Origin of the sequence: Halobacillus sp. Cin3 (assembly GCF_947311855.1) — a bacterium.
Classification (GTDB): domain Bacteria; phylum Bacillota; class Bacilli; order Bacillales; family Halobacillaceae; genus Halobacillus; species Halobacillus kuroshimensis.
Genome location: NZ_CAMZMV010000001.1, coordinates 474,679 through 493,658, shown reverse-complemented (window position 1 = coordinate 493,658; position 18,980 = coordinate 474,679). Strand labels below are relative to the sequence as shown.

The window sequence follows — 18,980 nt, the reverse complement described above, 5'->3', positions numbered from 1 at the left end:
CGTTAACCCACCTTTCCCATAAGGTATACAACGGTGAAGATGAACACCCATACGACGTCAATGAAGTGCCAGTAAAGGCTGGCAATATAATACTTCGGAGCGTTGTACAGGTTCAGTCCTCTCTTCCGGTTCCGGAGAAGAAGAGCGGTAATCCAGCTGAGTCCGAACAGTACGTGTCCGCCGTGGAAACCAACGAGCGTATAGAATGCGGATCCAAACGCTGAAGAGCGGAACGTAAATCCATACTCATGAATGTAATGGTAGAACTCATAAATCTCACACCCAAGAAACGCAAGACCGAGAAAGACCGTAATGGCAAGCCACGTCTGCATCTTGCCAAAATTATGGTTTTTCATATGGTACATCGCATAAACGCTTGTCAATGAGCTTGTAAGGAGAAGCATCGTCATGATGAAAACAAGTTCCAGCCCAAACAGGTGCTCAGGCGTATTCTCTCCTTGTGTGGATCCATTCAGTGCAAGATAGGTACCGAAAAGACTCGCGAAAAGGACCGTTTCTCCTCCAAGAAAGAACCAAAAGCCCAGAAATTTATTTTTTCCTTCGAGGGTGGCCTTTTCTGGATCATGGGGCATATGCTTTGGATTTAGAACATCTTCATGACTCATTATCTGCCCACCCCTTTCTTAATATCTTCTTCCAGTTCTTCTTTATGAATATGATGGCCGAGATCATCTTTCACGGAGCGGATCAGCATAGAACCAAGCGTGATGCCCATACCTGCAAAGACGGCGATGAGCCATGCTGGATCATCCACCTGGTAGATGAACCCAAATCCTGCGATGAACAGTCCGAGAGAAATCGTAAATGGAAGGATTGAAGCGTTAGGCATATGAATATCCCCCAGCGGTTCTGCCGGTGTCATTCCTTCTTTTCCGTCCATTTTTTCCACCCATAGTGGATCAAGACCACGTACAAGTGGTGTTTGAACGAAGTTGTAGTGCGGCGGTGGGGACGGAATGGACCATTCGAGCGTCCGGCCGTTCCAAGGATCGCCGCTGACCTTTTTCTCTTTTACAGACGTGTACACAACGTTAATCAGGAAGATGACTGTACCAATAGCCATCAGGAATGCACCAATTGTACTGATTAAGTTTCCTGCATCAAGACCCTGCCCCTCCAGGAAGACCCAGTAACGACGCGGCATTCCCATAAGTCCAAGGAAGTGCTGGATAAAGAACGTCAGATGGAAACCGATGAAGAACGGCCAGAATGCCAATTTCCCAAGTTTCTCGTTCAGAACTTTACCGAACATTTTCGGCCACCAGTAGTGAAGGGCTGCAAATAGACCGAAGACGACCCCTCCAACTATAACGTAGTGGAAGTGTCCAACGACGAAATACGTATCGTGATACTGATAGTCCGCTGCTGCGGCCGCAAGCATAACCCCTGTCATTCCGCCAATTGTAAACGACGGGATAAAAGCGATGGACCAGAGCATGGCGGCGGTCATTTTAATTTGACCGCCCCACATCGTAAACAGCCAGTTAAAGATTTTAATTCCTGTAGGTACGGCAATTGCCATCGTAGCTACAGCAAAGATGGAGTTCGCAATCGGTCCCATTCCGACCGTAAACATATGGTGAGCCCATACCATGAATCCAAGAAACCCGATCAAGACCGTCGCAAATACCATTGCGGAATAACCGAACAGACGCTTCTTGGAAAAGTTGGAGAAAATATCACTGAATGCTCCGAACAACGGAAGAATTAAAATGTATACTTCCGGGTGTCCGAAAATCCAGAAAAGGTGTTCCCAGATAATAACGTTACCACCAAGACCTACATCAAAGAATGCAGATCCGAACATACGGTCAAACATCATCAGGAACAAGCCGACCGTCAGAGCCGGGAAAGCAAATAAAATTAACGTGCTGGTTACGAACGTAGACCATGTGAACAGCGGCATACGCATATAAGTCATCCCGGGCGCTCTCATATTGACGATGGTTACAAGGAAGTTAATCCCCCCGATTAACGTTCCTGCCCCTGAGATCTGCAGCCCCATGACATAGTAGTCCACGCCGTGTCCCGGCGAGGATGTTGAGAGCGGTGCATAGTTGGTCCATCCCGCATCCGGTGCCCCTCCTGTAAACCAGGAAACATTCAACATAAGGCCCCCGAACAAAAACAGCCAGAAGCCGAGTGAGTTCAGGAATGGAAAGGCAACGTCCCTTGCCCCTATCTGCAGAGGAACGACCGCATTCATTAGAGCAAATATAAGCGGCATAGCTGCCAGAAAGATCATTGTTGTTCCATGCATCGTAATCATTTCATTATAGAGTCCAGCTGAGATGAAATTGTTATCCGGTTTCATCAGCTGAATACGAATTAACATGGCTTCAAGTCCGCCGATTAAGAAAAACAATCCGCCGGCTACCAAATATAAGTGGGCTATTTTTTTGTGATCAACCGTAGTTAAGTAATCCCAAATCGCAGCGCCGAGCCCACGCTTTTGTGCTGTTGCAGTACTCACGCTTTAACCTCCCTTTTCAACCTCTTTCGTAAAACTTATTCGCTTGCTTCAATGACAGGAACGTCCTGACCGACATCCGAATGCTGCAGCTCCAGCAGATAATCAGCAATCTTATCTGCCTCTTCCTCTGTCACGAGCTCTGCAGGCATTTGGTTGCCCGGCTTGATTTCATCAGGGTGTACGATCCAGTCTTTCAGATTTTCTTTTGTAGGCTCAAGAATACCGGCGATTTTGGAACGGTTTCCGAAGTTGGCCAGGTTGGGGCCTACCCCTGCGGAACCTCCGCCGATAGCATGGCAGCTCATGCAGTTGTTGTTGAACAATTCCTGCCCTTCCTGAGCTGAAGCGGTTTCAGGTTCGGCTTCAGGATCCACATTTTTCATATCCTCCACCCACTTGTCATATTGGTCAGGACTGACCGCTATAACTTTAAAGTACATCAATGAATGGGAAGGACCGCACAATTCCGCACAGAACCCTTCATAAACCCCTTCTTCATAAGCTTCTAAGTACATCGTGTTCGTGTTTTCACCAGGATTGGTGTCCATCTTACCAGAAATAGCAGGAACCCAGAATGAATGGATCACATCGCTGGATTTCATGTTTAAGTATACCCTTTCATTTGTAGGTATATAGAGTTCCTGGCTCGTTGAAATTTCCTGGTCGGCGTATGTAAACTGCCACCAATACTGATTTCCTGTTACATCAATCGTCAGTGTCCCTTCATCATCCTGGGAGGATTGATCCGCAAGATCAAACGTTGCCTGTACCGTAGGGATTGCAAGTACAAGCAGGAGAATAATTGGAATGACTGTCCAGATCACTTCCAACGCCTTGTTTCCTTCCGTCTGCTTTGGAATCACGTCTTCCTGTCCTTTTTTCTCCCGGAATCGGAATAGAACGAAAGCATAGATTGCCATGACGATAACAAAGACAAAAATCATGATTGCAATGCTGATCATCATTAGATCAAATAATAATTCCGATCCGTAGCCCTTTGGTTTTAAAGCGCTAACATTTTCAATACCACAACCGGTAAGAATCAGTGTCAGTGCACCAAAGAGTAATAACGAACGGAATTTTCCCATCCAACCTCTCATCTGAAATACCTCTCTTTCTTTTGTCATGCATGATTTATTTAATAACCGACCCCCGGAGAGGGGGTCAGTTCATTAAAATGGGAAAGGCAGTGTCACGATTACCATCATAAAAAACAGGATGGTCATATAATTCAAAGAATAAACAAACATCCATGTGGCCCATTTATCATCATTCTTCATAAAGAAACCAGCTATACCCAGGGCCAGCCAGCCAAAGGATAAAAGGAAAGCTGTAACAAGAAAAACAGGACCCAGTGATGCCAGATATACCGGCAGGGGCAGGAGACATGCGACGTAGACGACGATCTGCCGCTTAGTCATCTTAAACCCGTGTACAACAGGCAGCATCGGAATACCCGCAGCTTTATATTCATCTTTTTTCTTCATGGCAAGCGCCAGGAAGTGAGGCGTCTGCCAGATGAACATGATTAGAAATAGAATCAGGGCTTCAAGCTGCAGTCCCGGATCTACCGCAGCCCAGCCGATAAGCGGCGGGACAGCACCCGAGAAACTTCCAATTACCGTATTGATCGTGTACCGGCGTTTTGACCACATCGTATAAAGAACGACGTAGACAAACCAGCCGAACGCCCCCCATAATGCTGCCTGCCATGTAGTGAAAAGCAGAACAACAAACCCCAGTATGGAGAGGGCGATTCCCATATTTTTAATTACAGGCAGTGATATGGAGCCTGTAACGGTGGGACGCGTTTGAGTTCTCGACATGATCGGATCAATATCCCGATCATACCAGTTATTAATAACACAGCCACCCGCTATTACCAAAGCGGTACCAAGCATCGTTAACAGGAAAGTGACCCACTGGTCTGTGAATTGAGTGCCTGTAAAATATAAGGCCAGCCAGAACCCTGTAAACGCGGTAATCAAATTAGAGTTAATAATACCAACTTTGATTAAACTTTTTATATCAGCTAACAAAGTAGTTTCCTGGGTTTTTGTTTGGATCATTTCTGTAGAAGCAGATTCGACTGTTCTTGGATTGTCCATCGTTTATCTTCCTCCTTCTACTTCCCCCGATTCATCATTGTAACAATTTCATGACGAAACAGGAGATGTTTCCGTCCTTGCACGTATCCCAGTGACAAGAAACATCAAAATAATTGTATCATGTAATGTTTTTTCTATCTATTTAAACCGGATAATTTTATGAATTTGTGACAACTTTGTGAAACCTGTCCTCCTCCCTCTTAGTATCTACCACGCCCGCTTTTTTTCACTCCCTGTCCGGAGTGTTGACAACGTTCATTGGAATGTTCAGTTGAAAGTTCGTCTGCCTGCCGGCACGTTGTACATGAAAATGCATTAAATCTGTCATACGGTTGTAAATTCCGCTCCGTCTATTTTACATGACCGTATTGGGAACATGGACCATCAGGAGTGAACGTTCTATGACAAAAATGTCCTTTTCTATCAGTCTGCCCTGATTGATGGATGTTCCTACATGGGTCTGCTTAAATTCGAAGGAAATTTCTGCACAATAGAAAACCCCGCTGTTGTACTCTCTGGGAGCACAACAGCGGGGTTACCGGGGGTTCATCTAATTGAAGGTGCTGGTGTTATTCATTGATCCTCTTTTCATTCAAACTCAATCAAAAGGTCGCCAACATGAATGGCTGCATTATTAGTGACGAAAATGTCTTTGATGACACCATCAAAAGGAGCCTGCACGGTGGTTTCCATTTTCATAGCTTCCGTGATCATCAAATGGTCGCCTTTATTCACCTTTTCCCCTTTACTGGATAAAACTTTAATCACAGTGCCGGGCATCGTCGCACCGATATGCTTTTGATTTGTTTTATCTGCTTTTGGACGCTCCTGGACTGCCGCTTTTACATTTTCGTCTTTGACGACGACCTCCCGGGGCTGGCCATTCAGCTCAAAGTATACCGTCCTCGTTCCATCGACCTGAGGTTCACCAACCGAGACGAGTTTTACGATCAAGGTTTTCCCCTGTTCGATTTCAACTTCGATCTCCTCCCCGAGTCTCATTCCATAAAGGAAGGACGGCGTATCAAGCATAGACATATCTCCATACTGCTCTCTGAATTTTTGATGATCCATAAATACCTTCGGATACAACGCATAACTGATCATATCAAAACTTGTCACCTGTCTGTCCAGAGAGTGGAAGAGTGTTTCCTTTAAATTATTGAAGTCGACCGGCTCCAGTAGTTCTCCAGGGCGTACTTGGATGGGTTCTCTTCCTTTCAGAATGATCCGCTGCAGTTCAGCCGGAAATCCTCCATAGGGCTGACCGAGGTATCCTTGGAAAAATTCAATGACGCTGTCCGGAAAATCAAGAGACTCTCCTTTTTCATAAATGTCATCTTCATTCAAATCATTCTGTACCATATAAAGAGCCATGTCTCCTACAATTTTGGAGGAAGGTGTGACTTTAACAATATCACCGAACATATCGTTCACCCGGCGGTACATACCCTTCACTTCGTCCCAGCGCTCACCAAGACCGACAGCTTTTGCCTGCTGCTGAAGGTTGCTGTACTGCCCTCCCGGCATTTCGTGTTCATACACTTCGGTATGCGGGGCATTCATCCCACTTTCAAAATCCTGATAGTATTTTCTGATGTCTTCCCAGTAATGACCAAGCTTTTCGTAGGATTCGATGTTCAGCTCAGGCTTACGTTCATGCCCTTCCAGTGCGTAGTAGAGGCTGTTGGCACTCGGCTGTGAAGTAAGGCCGGCCATCGAACCAGCAGCCACATCAACGACGTCCACGCCTGCATCAACAGCTTTACTGTAGGTGAGCAGTCCATTGCCGCTGGTGTCATGTGTATGAAGATGGATCGGAATATCTACGGTTTCCTTCAGTGTGGAAATCAGTTGATAGGCGGCTTCTGGTTTTAATAGTCCCGCCATATCCTTGATTCCGAGGATGTGGGCACCAGCCTCTTCCAGTTCCTCCGCCAGCTTTTTATAATAGGTCAGGTCATATTTTTGTCTGCCTGTATCCAGGATGTCACCGGTATAGCACATGGCCGCTTCTGCCACTTTACCGGATTCCCGAACCGCATTGATCGTCAGCTTCATCCCTTCCACCCAGTTCAAGGAATCGAAAATCCGGAAGACATCAATACCCGCAGATGCACTCTTATCCACGAACTCACGAATCAGGTTATCCGGATAATTTTTATAACCTACTGCATTGGATGAGCGTAAAAGCATTTGGAAGAGCACGTTCGGGGCTTTGGCTCTCAGCTTCATCAGTCTTTCCCACGGGTCTTCATTCAAAAATCGGTAGGAAACATCAAAAGTCGCTCCTCCCCACATCTCAAGCGAAAACAAATCCGGCAGCAGACGTGCCGTCGGTTCCGCAATATTTTCCAGATCTTTTGTACGGACACGTGTAGCCAGCAGGGATTGATGCGCGTCACGGAAGGTGGTGTCGGTCAGCAGTACTTCCTTTTGACTTTTCAGCCAAGCGGCGAGGCCTTCTGGTCCCTGCTCATCAAGAATCTGTTTCGTCCCATCGGGCATCCGTTCAGAATGTTTGATCAAAGGAATACGCGGCTTAGGGAATACCGGCTTCTTCCTGTTTCCATACCCTTCAAATCCATTAATTGTCCTGTCCGCTATATACGTAAGCATCTTCGTCCCACGGTCTTTCCGCTTGGGAAAGACAAAAAGCTCCGGAGACCGGTCAATAAATGTCGTATTATACTCTCCTGACAGAAACTGCTTGTGCTGCACAACATTTTCCAGAAACGGTATGTTCGTTTTAATCCCGCGGATTCTGAATTCCTTCAGGTTCCGCAGCATTTTATGTGCCGCCTGATCAAAGCTCAGCGCCCACGTAGACAACTTCACGAGCAGGGAGTCATAATACGGCGAAATAACCGCTCCCTGAAATCCATTGCCCGCATCAAGACGCACACCGAACCCTCCACCTGAGCGGTAAGCCATAATTTTTCCGGTATCGGGCATGAAATTATTAAGCGGGTCTTCTGTTGTAACCCTTGATTGGATAGCAAACCCATGAGTACGGATCTCTTCCTGCTTCGGAATTCCTATGTGGCTGCTGTGAAGACTGCGGCCTTCAGCCACCATGATCTGAGTCTGGACGATATCCACTCCTGTGATCATTTCCGTAATGGTATGCTCAACCTGGACGCGTGGATTCACTTCAATAAAGAAGAACTCTTCACCCGTCACTAAAAATTCAACCGTTCCGGCGTTGACATAAGAAACGTTTTCCATTAACTTGACAGCTGCCTGACAGATCTCTTCTCTCAGCTGGTCACTCAAGTTCACACTCGGAGCAATTTCTACAACTTTCTGATGACGCCTCTGCACAGAGCAGTCCCGTTCATATAAATGAACGATATTTCCTTCGCGGTCTCCGATGATCTGCACCTCGATATGCTTGGGTTCCTCAATCAGCTTTTCAACGTAGACTTCATCACTTCCAAAAGCTGCTCTCGCTTCCGAACGGGCACGGTCATACGACTCGTCCAGTGTTTCAGCACTTCGGACCACTCTCATTCCCCGGCCGCCCCCTCCCATAGCTGCTTTAATCATAAGAGGGAAACCATGCTTGGCTCCGAAATCGTGAATTTCCTTCAACCCTGTCACTGGTCCATCACTGCCCGGGATCACCGGTATGCCTGCCTGAACAGCCTGATCCCTTGCTTTCACCTTATCCCCGAACATATTTAAATGGTCACTGGTCGGACCGATGAAAACGATCCCTTCTTCTTCACAACGTCTGGCAAACTGAATATTTTCAGATAGAAAACCATAGCCTGGATGAATGGCATCCACTCCGACACTTTTGGCAATATCGATCATGCCTTCAATATCAAGGTACGCATCAATCGGCTTTTTCCCTGCCCCAACGAGATAAGCCTCATCAGCTTTATAACGATGATAGGAACCGGTGTCTTCCTGGGAATACACCGCTACTGTCCGGATATTAAGCTCTGTACACGCCCTGAATACACGGATGGCGATCTCTCCACGATTCGCCACAAGTACTTTACTGATCTTCTTTGCCTCTGTCATTCTCCCACTCCCTCTATGTACGTAAAATCTTTTGCTCCGCTTACCTAGATTCTTCATACCGTGGCAAAATTCCTTCAAATCTGACAATTTTACATTTCCCCCGACTAGAAGCGTACGTTCTTTTAAGAATTGACATAAAAAAAGCTCAAACTACAACAGGATCTGTCGCAATTTGAGCTTTATGTTATGACTTCTGGGCAGCTTCGTGCAAAACGTTCAGCTGCTTTTCCAAGTTATCCAGTAAATCCTTACCTTCTACTTCGCTGATTAAATTCAAGCGAACTGCGAAATGTATTTCACGGGATAATCCAAACATCTGTGTATCTAAAACTTCTTCATATAGTGGACACTGGGGCATTGTGAGATTATCCATTTGGACTTTAATCAGTCTTAATATTTTATCAGCGTCAGCTTTTAGAAGGGCATAGGCTTTTTCCCGATGATCCACAGCCACATCAGACAACATTGAAATCCCCTCCATTACACAAGTCTTTCTTCTAACTATATTATCGTCTCGGCGTGAAAATTGCAACAATGGAATGGAGGCGGCTTAGAAGATGGAGAGGTCGTATCGATTGGACAATGTTTCCAGAAGCTTCAACCCTACGACACTGTTTCCTTTTTCATCCAGGCTCGGACCATAGACAGCTATCCCTCCGAAATTATTCAGAGAAGCCAGAACCGATCCGGAGACACCGCTTTTGGCAGGAATTCCAACTTTAATGGCAAAGGACCCGGAAGCATCATACATCCCGCAGGTAACCATAAAGGTTTTACAGATACGGGCAAGATGCTTCGGAATGATTCGGCGACCCGAGGAAATGTCCCGTCCCTCATTGGCGAGCAGAGCCCCGATCCGTGCAAGCTGACAGACGTTGACTTCAATCGCACACTGTTTTGTATAAGCATCGAGCGTTTCCTCTACACTGCCGGTCACGATCTGGTGCTGCTTCATATAAAACAACAGGGAACGGTTCAAAAAGGCCGTTTCGAATTCTGAACTTGCCACTTCTTCGTTGTAGCGGATGCTGTGATCATCCGTTAAATCATGAACAAAGCTCAAAAGACGACCAACTTTTTCGTCAGGTGTCGCCCCGTGAATCATGTTGGTCACAGCAAGCGCCCCGGCATTGATCATCGGATTCAGCGGCTTGGATGGGATCTGCTCCAGTCTGTAAATGGAGTGGAACGGATCACCAGTCGGCTCCATCCCCACCCTGTCGAACACATACTCTTCCCCATTATCCATTAGAGCCAGGGCCAGGGAGATGACTTTCGATATGCTTTGAAGCGTAAAACGGACTTCCGTCTGTCCCGCTTCTACCGTGTCCCCATCCAAGTAATGGATGGCAACGGCCAGGTCTTCAGGATTTTGTCTGCCCAGTGCAGGTATATAATCGGCCACCTGGCCATCGTAGGCGTAGGGACGAACATTATCAAGCCATTCATTTAATACTTGTTCAGAAATATCTTTAATCAAAGAAAAGAGCCTCCTTTAATGAAATCGAATTCATTATCTGCTATGATTTTGGATGGATGATTCTTACTATTTTGAAAGGTGGCTTCAGCCATGATTGTTCAACTAACTGGAAAAGTAAAATTCCCGATTACTTTAGACCCCACCGTATGGATTTTTGATGACCGCAAATTAACATTTACTGAAGCATTTGAAGGGGAATCCCCGGAAGTGTCCCCTGAGGAGGAGGATGAACTGAAACGGAAATCCCTCCGCTTCGACAGAGAAGTTTACCAGCAGAAACTGAATCCACCTGTAAATAAAAGCATCAACCGGTACGAAAAGCAGAGAATTATAAACGGCACTTTCCTAATGCCCCTTCTACCTTTCCTGCAAACCAGTGAGCCTTCCGCGGATTCAGAAAAAGCGGCGCTCGTTTCCGATCAGGGAGAAGAAATCATCCATGCCGATGATTTGAAAGATGCCCTTCTTTTATTTGCAGAAAACGGAAAACCTTTACAGACTCAGGGGCCTGTTCATTTATATTTCGGAGATGGTTCGAACCGCGACACTCCTGTCAAAGGAATTAAAAAAATCGTATTTCAGTAAAGACGAAGGACGGCTGCCTCCAGCTGTCCTTTTTGTATATTATCTCTCCTCAGACACAGACTATAAGTAAAAAAAGTGGTGGTTTCCTTTGAAGAAGTTTCTATTGATAGCTGCTTTCCTACTCCTTAGTGCCTGTCAGCAGGGTGAAAATGAACAATCTCTCCTGGAAGAAAAGCAGAGCGATCCAAAGTACAAATACGTATCTGATTCTGATCCCATCGAGAAAAAGACGCTGACAAGCGAAGAAGCAGCCGAACATTTAGCAGAGCTTGCTGTACAAGTTCCGGATGTCCATGATGCCACAGCCGTCGTTCTCGGTGATTATGTAGCAGTCGGCATCGATGTAGACAAAAACCTGGACCGCTCCAGAGTCGGTGTTATTAAATATTCAGTTGCTGAGGCGCTGAAAAATGATCCTTACGGAAAGCAGGCCGCCGTATTTGCGGATGCTGATATCGTCGAACGCCTCAGAGGGATCGGGGACAAAGCCTCTCAGGGTCACCCGGTCCACGCCTTGACCGATGAACTAAGCCAGATTATTGCCCGATACATGCCGGAAGGTCCTATCAATGAAGAACCGGGATCCAATGACAACCAGGACTCCATTCCGGAAAAAGAACAGGAAAAACTGGATCAAGTAGAGAAGGAACAATCGCATTCGAATTAGTACAGAAAAACAGCTAAATCCTAAAAAGGATTTAGCTGTTGCTTTTTTCCAGAATTTCTCTTTCCTTTTCTGTCAGTTCATTATAGTACTGAACGCCAAACTGGGATCCCTCATTTACCATTTTAGAGTTTTCCAGATCAGCGGTTTCCGGTTTACCCGCTTCCTCAATCGGCATATCGTCACCTTTTTTCAGGCGGTTTTGAAGTGAACCTGCTTTATCCTTTACTTTCTGTCTGTTGTCACCGTCTTTTAGAAAATAGGCAGCTACCCCGCCGGCAACGGCGCCTGCTGCTGTAACCATCCAGCGTTTTCTCACTATCATCATCCTTTCCATGACTTCTGTAATTACAGTTCCCAAACCAAGTTCCGTTAAAACGTGGAAACTCCATCTATTTCTAAATTTTCACATGTGTTACACTAGAGGAAACCGTATTAAGAAAATAGAGGTGAGTATATGCGTGTCCAATGCGTGATTTGTGATCATATTGAAAAAATAGACAGCTACTGTCTTCAGGCGAAACGGTTAAGAAACCGGCGGATCAACACGTATATGTGTCAGCCATGTCATGAGCGTATAGCTGAGAATACGAAAAAAAGACTGGCCACCGGTGATTTCAAATTCCATCGCGAGCGTAAAAGAGAAAAACATTTAAGTTAATGATAAAAAACCCGGCTTCTCAATGAAGCCGGGTTTTCCCGTTTTACGATTCTCCCTGCTGCCTGGCCGAGCGCTCCCTGTGAAGCCTCACCCTGTAAATACCAAGGATCAATGCGGCTACAAGCAGACTTTCTGGTACAGGCAGATTCAGTCCCAGAATCAACGTCAACACGAACGTACCGATAATAAGAACGGCATAAACAACAATGGTCTTCAGCAAAGGGAGTTTCCTTGCAAATCCCAGTTTGAATGTAATGACCGCTAAAATGACAGTCGTTAAGTATAACAGCATAAATGAACGAAACAACATCGTTACTTCGCTTTCATCATTTAAATTCACTTCGCTTCCAAGCCCGCGGAAGAAGAAGTCGGCCACCGGCCATAAATCCGTCGGTACTGGAAGCGTCGATGTATCCTGCATGATGTTCCTCCTCATGAGATCCTGTCCTTTTTTCTATATTACTAGAAACGAGACAGAGTTGCTACCCGTGAAACCATTTTCATCCGCGTTAAAATCCGATATACTGGTATCGAATAGAGGTGATTTTAGACCATGATGAACAATGCACTGCTTGCTGTTCTTGTTATTTTATCTTTCGTTTTTGTCGGATTTGCCATCGGCCAGAAATTGTTCTGGCTGGCCGGACTCCTCTTCCTCTCCGGATTTGCTCTTATGAGCGTCGGTCTCCGCCGCAAAAGAAAACGGGATGAAATTCATGCTGATTAATTCATCCGCATACAAAACAAGCGACCTTTTCCCAAGGTCGCTTTTGTTCTATCTTTTCAGCTGTACATAATCGTTGATGATTTCTTCATGAATGTTGGACCGGCAGGCAAGCACGGTTGTTTTATTTAATAGATCCAGATCTTCTTTATCTGCACGGGTAACGATTCCACCTACTTCGCGGACGAGGATACTACCTGCTGCATAATCCCAGGGCATAAGGGTCATCGTTAAATATCCATCGAGAATACCTTCAGCGACGAATGCAAGTTCAAGAGCGGCAGACCCGTAAGAACGCGTGCTTCTAAGCGTCTTCACCAGTTCTTCCACCCCTTTATGTTCTATAAATGGGTTTTCTGGAATGAGCCAGGTTGTATTCAAAGCGAGAATCGACTGCTTTAATGGACGTTCTTTACTAAGCTGTGGAAGCTGCGCATCGTTTTTCCATGCCCCTTCCCCTCGTTTCGCTGTGTAAAGAGTCCCTTCCATGACGTTATAAATAAAGCCGATTTCCCCTATACCATCTACGTAAATGCCAATGGATATAGCAAAATTGCGTTTTTGGTGGACGAAGTTCATCGTGCCGTCAATAGGGTCCACAATCCAGACGGTCCCTCCGAGGTCTTCCAGTTCATCCCCAAAACCTTCTTCTCCAAGCAGATAATGATCCGGGTAGGCACTTTTAATTTTCTCTGCGAAAAATTGTTCCGTCTGCTGATCCATTTCTGTTACAAGGTCATTCGGATTGGATTTTGTTTCAATGGAACGGGGGGCATCAATGTTTGATTTGATCCGCTCGCCCGCTTCCAGTATCCATGCTTTAGCTTGATCGAACACTTCATTCTTTGTCTGTTGATCCATAGCATCGTACCCCTTTTATCAGTCTCACCTTTAATCGTACCAAATGCAGACAACAAATGCATGTTTGATCCTCTTCCAACACAAATCTTTCAAGCTGCCTCAATTGGTAGAGGGAGGCTTGCGGTACAGGATTCATCCCTTTACAGGGAACAAAAAAAACCAGGCAACTTTATCGCTGCCTGGTTCTAGATCGACCATTCAATCAATTGTTTACGAAGTTCAATCAGGCGCCTTTTTGTCTTTGACATCTGCTCGGCGTCTCCTGCAATCATGGCATCATGCAGGGTGACCAGTTCATAATCAATCTCCATACGGATTACCGGGAGCTTCTCTTCAGCTTCTCTCTTACGCAACGCTTCCATAACATGTTTCATTGCCAATCCCTCCCTTTTAAATCCTTACCATATATATATGTGGCTTTAACGACAGAAGTTTCAATTAGATTACTTATATGTAACCCATTTTTCACAGCTTCAAACCAGTCAAACACATCCCTTAGTAACTTTGTCGAATTGTGTTAAACTATTATGGAAGAAATGGTAGGAGATGATAGTTTGACGACTTTTACAGGCTTTAAACAAGAAGACTTTGACGTATTTTCCATTCCCGGACTGGAAAATCGAATGGAAGCTCTGCGGGAAAGGATCTCCCCTAAGCTTGAAGCGGCAGCGCAGGAACTTTCGGCGGATGTTACAGCTATGACAGGCGATGAAATGTTTGTCCACGTCGCCAGACATGCCCGTCGCAAAACCAATCCGCCAAACGATACGTGGGCCGCTCTCGCCTCCAGTAAACGCGGCTATAAAAAACTCCCCCACTTCCAGATCGGCTTGTGGGAAACTCACGTATTTGTATGGTTTGCCGTCATTTATGAAAGTCCAATCAAAGTAGACTTCGCTTCCAAGCTGGAAGAGAATAAAGAGGATATCCTTTCGCACATCCCTGGGGATTTTGTGTGGTCTGTCGATCATACGAAGCCTGAAGCGGCCCCTCACAGTGATGTGGATGACGAAGCATTTTCCAAAATGACGGAACGGTTGAAAACAGTCAAGAAAGCCGAAATCCTATGTGGACGTCAGCTTCAGCGTGGAGATGACCGATTGAAGGATCCTGAGGCCTTCATTGAATTCTGCCGCGAGACATTCCAGACGCTGGAGCCTTTATATCGTTTTACGAAACAACTGGAAGAAAAGTAAGAGACACACGTCAGACGTGTGTCTCTTTTTTCTTCACATTTTCAATCGAGCACCCTCTGAGAGACTGCGTGCCTGCTTTACGGTACGGTAACAGGAATATCCGGATTCTTTCTCAAACTCCCCGCAGAGCGTTTTCTCTTCACTCTTCGATGGCACAATCTGTTTAAACCTCGTATAAGCCAGCAGCACGTCGTCCCGTTTCACTCCCTGCTCATACGCTTGCTCAACGATGCTGTAGAAATTCACAACATCGATGATCTCTTCCTTTGACCAGTGGATTTCATCAATTGGATAAGTATAACTCATCTTTTTTCCTCCTTCATCAGGACCAGCGGGTGCGGATGTCCTCCGCTTCTTTGATCACCCGGGCAAAGAGCTCTTCGACCGTTGGAACATCATGGATGCGGGAGGCAATCTGTCCGGCCCATCCAAAGCCTTGACCGGCCTGTCCTTTATATATGAATGTTTTATTCGCTTCCCCGCTGATATAGGAGCGGAGACCGTCATAGCCGGCATTTTCCTGCTCCAATTCTAAAATACGAGTTGTCCAGTCATTTTTCAAGGCCCGGGCCGGAGCTTTTAAACTTCTTTTAATGACGGTCGTTGACGTTTCATCTGCTTTAATCAAGGCATCCTGGTAGGCGGGGTGCGCATGGGTGCACTCTTTTGTAGCAATGAAACGTGTGCCCATTTCCACTCCTTCCGCACCAAGGGACAACGCAGCCATTAATCCCCGGCCGTCGCCAATTCCCCCGGAAGCAATAACCGGAATATCGACGGCATCGACAACCTGTGGAGTAAGGACGAGCGTCCCCACATCATCACGCCCGAGGTGACCACCACCTTCATGACCGACCACCATCACAGCATCCGCCCTAAGCTCCTGAGCTTTAACCGCCTGCCTCCGGGCAGCAACAAGGACGAGCGTTTTAATGCCGGTTCCTTTAAGCGCTTCCAAAACACCCTGTGGGTTCCCTCCAGTAACAGAAACCACGGGCACATGCTCATCAACGGCTGTCTGCACCATTTTTTCAAAAGGGCGCCCGTGCTGGCCGATCGCAAAATTGACTCCGAACGGGCGGTTGGTTTTTTCCCGGACCATTTTAATTTCTCTTTTTAAGTGTTCGGGACCATCCATGCTCATAGCTGTCAGCTGACCAAGCCCGCCTGCGTTCGAAACAGCGGCGGCCAGATTCGAATAGGCCAGATAGGCCAGCCCTCCCTGTATCACCGGGTATGTAATATCCAAAAGTTCCGTCACTCGTGTATTCCATTTCATTTGCTCCACCTCCATACTTCTATTTTAGCACGATTGGAAAAAGGAGACATAAAAGACTGGCGCAAGGTTCTGGACTCTGCTATAATTCATTTGCTTTTCTATTATAAAGAGGTGTTCCCATACATGAATCAACATGAAACCCCCCTGTTTACAGGGTTGAAAAAACACCGGGAGCGCAATCCCGTACAATTTCACATCCCCGGTCATAAAGGCGGACGTGGAATGGACGGGGAATTCCGTTCCTTTATCGGTGAAAATGCATTATCCATTGATTTAATTAATATACAGCCATTGGATGATCTCCATCATCCCCAAGGCATGATCAAAGAGGCACAGGAGCTTGCAGCAGAGGCTTTTGGCGCGGACTACACGTTCTTTTCTGTTCAGGGGACCTCAGGGGCCATTATGACGATGATTCTTAGTGTCTGCCAGCCGGGCGATAAAATCATTGTTCCAAGAAACGTCCACAAATCGGTAACCACTGCGATCATTTTCTCAGGGGCCAAGCCCGTTTTTATCCATCCGGAACTGGATGAACGATTCGGTATTTCCCACGGGATTACGACAGACGCCGTAAAGAAGGCCTGTGAAGCACATCCGGATGCTAAAGGCCTGCTTGTTATCAATCCGACGTATTTCGGTGTATCGGCTGATTTAAAAGGGATTGTGGATATTGCCCACAGCTTTGATATACCCGTCCTTGTGGATGAGGCACACGGTGTCCATATTCACTTCCATGAACGTCTGCCTATGTCTGCCATGGAGGCCGGGGCGGATATGGCTTCCACCAGCGTCCACAAGCTGGGCGGATCATTAACGCAGAGCTCTGTTTTGAATATCAGGGAAGGGCTTGTGTCTCATGAACGTGTACAGGCTGTATTGTCGATGCTTCATACCACATCGACCTCCTATATTCTTCTGGCCTCCCTGGATACAGCAAGACGTCATCTTGCCATTCATGGACATCAACTGATGGAAAATGCTATTCTGCTGGCCGATCGAGCACGTGAAAAGCTCAATCAAATTCCAGCCATTTTCTGTCCAGGTGCCGATATTTTATCGTCCAGCGCAACAGTCGACTATGATCCGACCAAACTGATTATTTCAGTAAAAAATCTCGGCATGACCGGTTACGATGTTGAAGTGTGGCTGAGGGAGAATTACAGCATTGAGGTGGAACTTTCCGACCTTTACAATATTCTTTGTATCATCACTCCAGGCGACAGCCTGCAGGAAGTCGAAAAACTTGTACAGGCGCTGCATCATTTAACAGATCTTTGCCGGACCGAGGCAGAAGTGACACCCGTTTCTGTAAAAGTTCCCGACATCCCTGTTCTTGCGCTCTCTCCTAGAGAGGCATTCTACTCCACCACCGAGACCGTTCCTTTAAAAAAAGCCGCAGGCAGAATCAGTGCCGAATTTGTAATGGTCTACCCTCCGGGTATCCCTATTTTCATTCCGGGAGAAATCATTACCGCCGATAACATTGATTACATTTATGAAAACGTGGAGGCAGGACTCCCTGTCCAGGGACCTGTTGATGATACCTTAGAAACAATCCGGGTCATCCGTGAACAGAGAGCCTTCAAATAAACCTAAAAAAGCCGGACGCTTCATAGCGTCCGGCTTTTTTAGGTTTATTTCTCGGTATCCGTGCATGTCGGGCATGTGCTGTATAAAGTAGAAACCTTCTCGTTTTCGTAATGCTCAATCACCTTTTGACAGTCTTGACATACGATTGTTCCCATTCATATCCACCCCTTCATTTGTAATCGTTTTCAGTGTAGTTTTATTTTAATATGGCTTATTGTGAAAATCAACCCTTTTAGTATAACTTTTTAAAATATATGTCATACTAATAAGTCACCTACCTACCATTATATGATCCTGTTCTTTTAAAAAGAATAAAGAAACAGGAAGCCGCCCGGCTTCCTGTTTTAATCATGGTTAATGTCCTTATTTAAGGTGTTTGAATAAGCGCTGGATCAAGCAGGGTATACCCTTTATCCCTCAATCCATCTACAATATCCCCGAGAGCCTTATTCGTCCAGTCACGATCGTGCATCAGTAAGTTTGCGCCATTGGCCAGCAATGGTGTATCAACCATTATATCAGCGAGTGATGACGCATTTTGGTATTCCTGTTCCCAATCATAGCCATACGTCCAGTTCATCAACAGCATGCCCTCTTCCTTTACGAGCTCCTTGACAAAGTCTGTATTCGACCCAAATGGCGAACGGTAAAACACCGGCCGTTCCCCGGTAATTTCTTCAATCTGGTCACTTACAGTCAGGATTTCCTCACGCTGTTCTTCCTCGGACATTGTTTTTAGATCCTTATGAGAATAAGTATGGTTTCCAATCGGGAAGCCCATCTCATGAATGGCCTTCACCCATTGTTTTCTCTTTTCTGCCAGTTCTTCGTCAGGAGTGTCTAAAAAGTGTCCATTTACAAAGAAAATGGCGGGCGCGCCTTTCTCTTTCAATGTTTCGGCCATCTCCATGGCATGTGCATCAGGAATGTCATCAATCGTTAATAAGGCCACCTTCGGATCAGCATCTGCAATCGGCTGGAATGACCAGTTGTCTGTCATCTCATATTGTGCCTCTTTCTGCACGAAAGCTTCCTGCGCATCCTCTTCCTCTTCTGATGATTGTTCCGTTTCCTCTTCTTCCTTTTCCCCTTCTCCAGGGTTTTCCAACGACTCCGTACTGTCCTTTTCCTGCTGCTCAGCAGCCGGTTCATCTGACGCTGTCTGATCTTCTTCTGACCCTGAAGTACCTTCGTTACCGCCACAGGCAGCAAGGAATACAAGCAAAAGCAGGAACACACTAAACCATCGTTTCATTTTTGACCCTCCACTGTTATGTATTTCCACTTTTATCATTATAATAGA

At 46.1% G+C, this 18,980-nt stretch carries 21 protein-coding genes; 6 read left to right on the top strand and 15 right to left on the bottom strand.

Going from position 1 to position 18,980, the window contains the following annotated elements; translation table 11 throughout:
- Window positions 1-2 precede the first annotated feature (2 nt).
- The 7 genes from QMA39_RS02745 to glsA form a co-directional block, all read right to left on the bottom strand.
- On the bottom strand, window positions 3-626 hold the full coding sequence (locus tag QMA39_RS02745) for a cytochrome (ubi)quinol oxidase subunit III (RefSeq protein ID WP_027954077.1): 624 nt from the start codon (window positions 624-626) through the stop codon (window positions 3-5).
- Complete coding sequence (ctaD, locus tag QMA39_RS02740; RefSeq protein ID WP_281657937.1) at window positions 626-2,494, bottom strand: cytochrome c oxidase subunit I; 1,869 nt, start codon at window positions 2,492-2,494, stop codon at window positions 626-628. Before ctaD ends, QMA39_RS02745 begins: the two co-directional genes overlap by 1 nt.
- 35 nt (window positions 2,495-2,529) lie before the next feature.
- Window positions 2,530-3,594, bottom strand: coding sequence for a cytochrome c oxidase subunit II (gene coxB, locus QMA39_RS02735; protein ID WP_281657936.1), 1,065 nt, complete (start codon window positions 3,592-3,594; stop codon window positions 2,530-2,532).
- Window positions 3,595-3,666: 72 nt separating this feature from the next.
- A complete protein-coding gene (cyoE, locus tag QMA39_RS02730; protein WP_027954074.1) occupies window positions 3,667-4,602 on the bottom strand; it encodes a heme o synthase in 936 nt (311 codons plus the stop codon).
- 588 nt (window positions 4,603-5,190) lie between these two features.
- Window positions 5,191-8,634 (bottom strand): pyruvate carboxylase, encoded by a 3,444-nt coding sequence (pyc, locus tag QMA39_RS02725; protein ID WP_281657935.1) that lies wholly within the window; start codon window positions 8,632-8,634, stop codon window positions 5,191-5,193.
- Between the two features lie 184 nt (window positions 8,635-8,818).
- Entirely contained in the window at window positions 8,819-9,097 is a 279-nt protein-coding gene (locus QMA39_RS02720; protein WP_035531509.1) for a YlaN family protein, read from the bottom strand.
- An 87-nt stretch (window positions 9,098-9,184) separates the two neighbouring features.
- Window positions 9,185-10,114, bottom strand: a complete 930-nt coding sequence (gene glsA / locus QMA39_RS02715; protein ID WP_027954071.1) for a glutaminase A — start codon at window positions 10,112-10,114, stop codon at window positions 9,185-9,187.
- A 90-nt stretch (window positions 10,115-10,204) separates the two neighbouring features.
- Between glsA and QMA39_RS02710 the strand changes: the two genes are divergently transcribed.
- Together QMA39_RS02710 and QMA39_RS02705 are read left to right on the top strand one after the other, a co-directional pair.
- Window positions 10,205-10,699 carry a hypothetical protein gene (locus QMA39_RS02710; RefSeq protein WP_027954070.1) on the top strand — a complete coding sequence of 165 codons (495 nt, stop codon included), beginning with the start codon at window positions 10,205-10,207 and terminating at the stop codon, window positions 10,697-10,699.
- A gap of 88 nt (window positions 10,700-10,787) precedes the next feature.
- Complete coding sequence (locus QMA39_RS02705) at window positions 10,788-11,366, top strand: YhcN/YlaJ family sporulation lipoprotein (RefSeq protein ID WP_027954069.1); 579 nt, start codon at window positions 10,788-10,790, stop codon at window positions 11,364-11,366.
- Window positions 11,367-11,397: 31 nt separating this feature from the next.
- Here QMA39_RS02705 and QMA39_RS02700 read toward each other — a convergent pair whose 3' ends face one another.
- On the bottom strand, window positions 11,398-11,688 hold the full coding sequence (locus QMA39_RS02700) for a hypothetical protein (RefSeq protein ID WP_242520247.1): 291 nt from the start codon (window positions 11,686-11,688) through the stop codon (window positions 11,398-11,400).
- A gap of 132 nt (window positions 11,689-11,820) precedes the next feature.
- Between QMA39_RS02700 and QMA39_RS02695 the strand changes: the two genes are divergently transcribed.
- A complete protein-coding gene (locus QMA39_RS02695) occupies window positions 11,821-12,024 on the top strand; it encodes a YlaI family protein (protein ID WP_084162991.1) in 204 nt (67 codons plus the stop codon).
- A 43-nt stretch (window positions 12,025-12,067) separates the two neighbouring features.
- On the opposite strand, the gene QMA39_RS02690 is transcribed toward QMA39_RS02695, so the two are convergent.
- The gene (locus QMA39_RS02690) at window positions 12,068-12,445 is read right to left on the bottom strand and encodes a YlaH-like family protein (RefSeq protein WP_027954067.1); all 378 of its coding nucleotides are present in this window, start codon (window positions 12,443-12,445) and stop codon (window positions 12,068-12,070) included.
- Window positions 12,446-12,577: 132 nt separating this feature from the next.
- Between QMA39_RS02690 and QMA39_RS02685 the strand changes: the two genes are divergently transcribed.
- The gene (locus tag QMA39_RS02685; protein ID WP_169516183.1) at window positions 12,578-12,751 is read left to right on the top strand and encodes a hypothetical protein; all 174 of its coding nucleotides are present in this window, start codon (window positions 12,578-12,580) and stop codon (window positions 12,749-12,751) included.
- A 48-nt stretch (window positions 12,752-12,799) separates the two neighbouring features.
- Here QMA39_RS02685 and QMA39_RS02680 read toward each other — a convergent pair whose 3' ends face one another.
- Together QMA39_RS02680 and QMA39_RS02675 are read right to left on the bottom strand one after the other, a co-directional pair.
- Window positions 12,800-13,609 carry an inositol monophosphatase family protein gene (locus QMA39_RS02680; protein WP_027954066.1) on the bottom strand — a complete coding sequence of 270 codons (810 nt, stop codon included), beginning with the start codon at window positions 13,607-13,609 and terminating at the stop codon, window positions 12,800-12,802.
- A 185-nt stretch (window positions 13,610-13,794) separates the two neighbouring features.
- Window positions 13,795-13,983 (bottom strand): hypothetical protein, encoded by a 189-nt coding sequence (locus tag QMA39_RS02675; RefSeq protein ID WP_027954065.1) that lies wholly within the window; start codon window positions 13,981-13,983, stop codon window positions 13,795-13,797.
- Window positions 13,984-14,163: 180 nt separating this feature from the next.
- Here QMA39_RS02675 and QMA39_RS02670 point away from each other — a divergent pair, with 180 nt between their 5' ends.
- Window positions 14,164-14,805 (top strand): DUF1054 domain-containing protein, encoded by a 642-nt coding sequence (locus QMA39_RS02670; RefSeq protein ID WP_281657934.1) that lies wholly within the window; start codon window positions 14,164-14,166, stop codon window positions 14,803-14,805.
- A 33-nt stretch (window positions 14,806-14,838) separates the two neighbouring features.
- Here the strand turns inward: QMA39_RS02670 and QMA39_RS02665 are convergent, their stop codons facing one another.
- Both QMA39_RS02665 and QMA39_RS02660 read right to left on the bottom strand, forming a co-directional pair.
- Entirely contained in the window at window positions 14,839-15,111 is a 273-nt protein-coding gene (locus QMA39_RS02665) for a UPF0223 family protein (protein ID WP_281657933.1), read from the bottom strand.
- A 16-nt stretch (window positions 15,112-15,127) separates the two neighbouring features.
- Window positions 15,128-16,099 (bottom strand): nitronate monooxygenase family protein, encoded by a 972-nt coding sequence (locus tag QMA39_RS02660; protein WP_348646586.1) that lies wholly within the window; start codon window positions 16,097-16,099, stop codon window positions 15,128-15,130.
- A gap of 108 nt (window positions 16,100-16,207) precedes the next feature.
- Between QMA39_RS02660 and QMA39_RS02655 the strand changes: the two genes are divergently transcribed.
- The gene (locus QMA39_RS02655) at window positions 16,208-17,677 is read left to right on the top strand and encodes an aminotransferase class I/II-fold pyridoxal phosphate-dependent enzyme (protein ID WP_281657931.1); all 1,470 of its coding nucleotides are present in this window, start codon (window positions 16,208-16,210) and stop codon (window positions 17,675-17,677) included.
- A gap of 44 nt (window positions 17,678-17,721) precedes the next feature.
- Here the strand turns inward: QMA39_RS02655 and QMA39_RS02650 are convergent, their stop codons facing one another.
- Window positions 17,722-17,832, bottom strand: coding sequence for a GapA-binding peptide SR1P (locus tag QMA39_RS02650; RefSeq protein ID WP_084162990.1), 111 nt, complete (start codon window positions 17,830-17,832; stop codon window positions 17,722-17,724).
- A gap of 212 nt (window positions 17,833-18,044) precedes the next feature.
- The gene (locus tag QMA39_RS02645; RefSeq protein WP_281657930.1) at window positions 18,045-18,932 is read right to left on the bottom strand and encodes a polysaccharide deacetylase family protein; all 888 of its coding nucleotides are present in this window, start codon (window positions 18,930-18,932) and stop codon (window positions 18,045-18,047) included.
- Window positions 18,933-18,980 lie beyond the last annotated feature (48 nt).

What these genes read in the sequence shown, in the direction of transcription:
- QMA39_RS02710 (WP_027954070.1), top strand. Translation starts at nt 10,205, where the DNA reads ATGATTGTTCAACTAACTGGAAAAGTAAAATTCCCGATTACTTTAGAC.
- coxB (WP_281657936.1), bottom strand. Translation starts at nt 3,594, where the DNA reads ATGAGAGGTTGGATGGGAAAATTCCGTTCGTTATTACTCTTTGGTGCA.
- QMA39_RS02745 (WP_027954077.1), bottom strand. Translation starts at nt 626, where the DNA reads ATGAGTCATGAAGATGTTCTAAATCCAAAGCATATGCCCCATGATCCA.
- QMA39_RS02660 (WP_348646586.1), bottom strand. Translation starts at nt 16,099, where the DNA reads ATGGAGGTGGAGCAAATGAAATGGAATACACGAGTGACGGAACTTTTG.
- QMA39_RS02675 (WP_027954065.1), bottom strand. Translation starts at nt 13,983, where the DNA reads ATGAAACATGTTATGGAAGCGTTGCGTAAGAGAGAAGCTGAAGAGAAG.
- cyoE (WP_027954074.1), bottom strand. Translation starts at nt 4,602, where the DNA reads ATGGACAATCCAAGAACAGTCGAATCTGCTTCTACAGAAATGATCCAA.
- QMA39_RS02695 (WP_084162991.1), top strand. Translation starts at nt 11,821, where the DNA reads ATGCGTGTCCAATGCGTGATTTGTGATCATATTGAAAAAATAGACAGC.
- pyc (WP_281657935.1), bottom strand. Translation starts at nt 8,634, where the DNA reads ATGACAGAGGCAAAGAAGATCAGTAAAGTACTTGTGGCGAATCGTGGA.
- QMA39_RS02680 (WP_027954066.1), bottom strand. Translation starts at nt 13,609, where the DNA reads ATGGATCAACAGACAAAGAATGAAGTGTTCGATCAAGCTAAAGCATGG.
- QMA39_RS02690 (WP_027954067.1), bottom strand. Translation starts at nt 12,445, where the DNA reads ATGCAGGATACATCGACGCTTCCAGTACCGACGGATTTATGGCCGGTG.
- QMA39_RS02665 (WP_281657933.1), bottom strand. Translation starts at nt 15,111, where the DNA reads ATGAGTTATACTTATCCAATTGATGAAATCCACTGGTCAAAGGAAGAG.
- QMA39_RS02655 (WP_281657931.1), top strand. Translation starts at nt 16,208, where the DNA reads ATGAATCAACATGAAACCCCCCTGTTTACAGGGTTGAAAAAACACCGG.
- QMA39_RS02685 (WP_169516183.1), top strand. Translation starts at nt 12,578, where the DNA reads ATGATGAACAATGCACTGCTTGCTGTTCTTGTTATTTTATCTTTCGTT.
- QMA39_RS02700 (WP_242520247.1), bottom strand. Translation starts at nt 11,688, where the DNA reads ATGATAGTGAGAAAACGCTGGATGGTTACAGCAGCAGGCGCCGTTGCC.
- QMA39_RS02650 (WP_084162990.1), bottom strand. Translation starts at nt 17,832, where the DNA reads ATGGGAACAATCGTATGTCAAGACTGTCAAAAGGTGATTGAGCATTAC.
- QMA39_RS02645 (WP_281657930.1), bottom strand. Translation starts at nt 18,932, where the DNA reads ATGAAACGATGGTTTAGTGTGTTCCTGCTTTTGCTTGTATTCCTTGCT.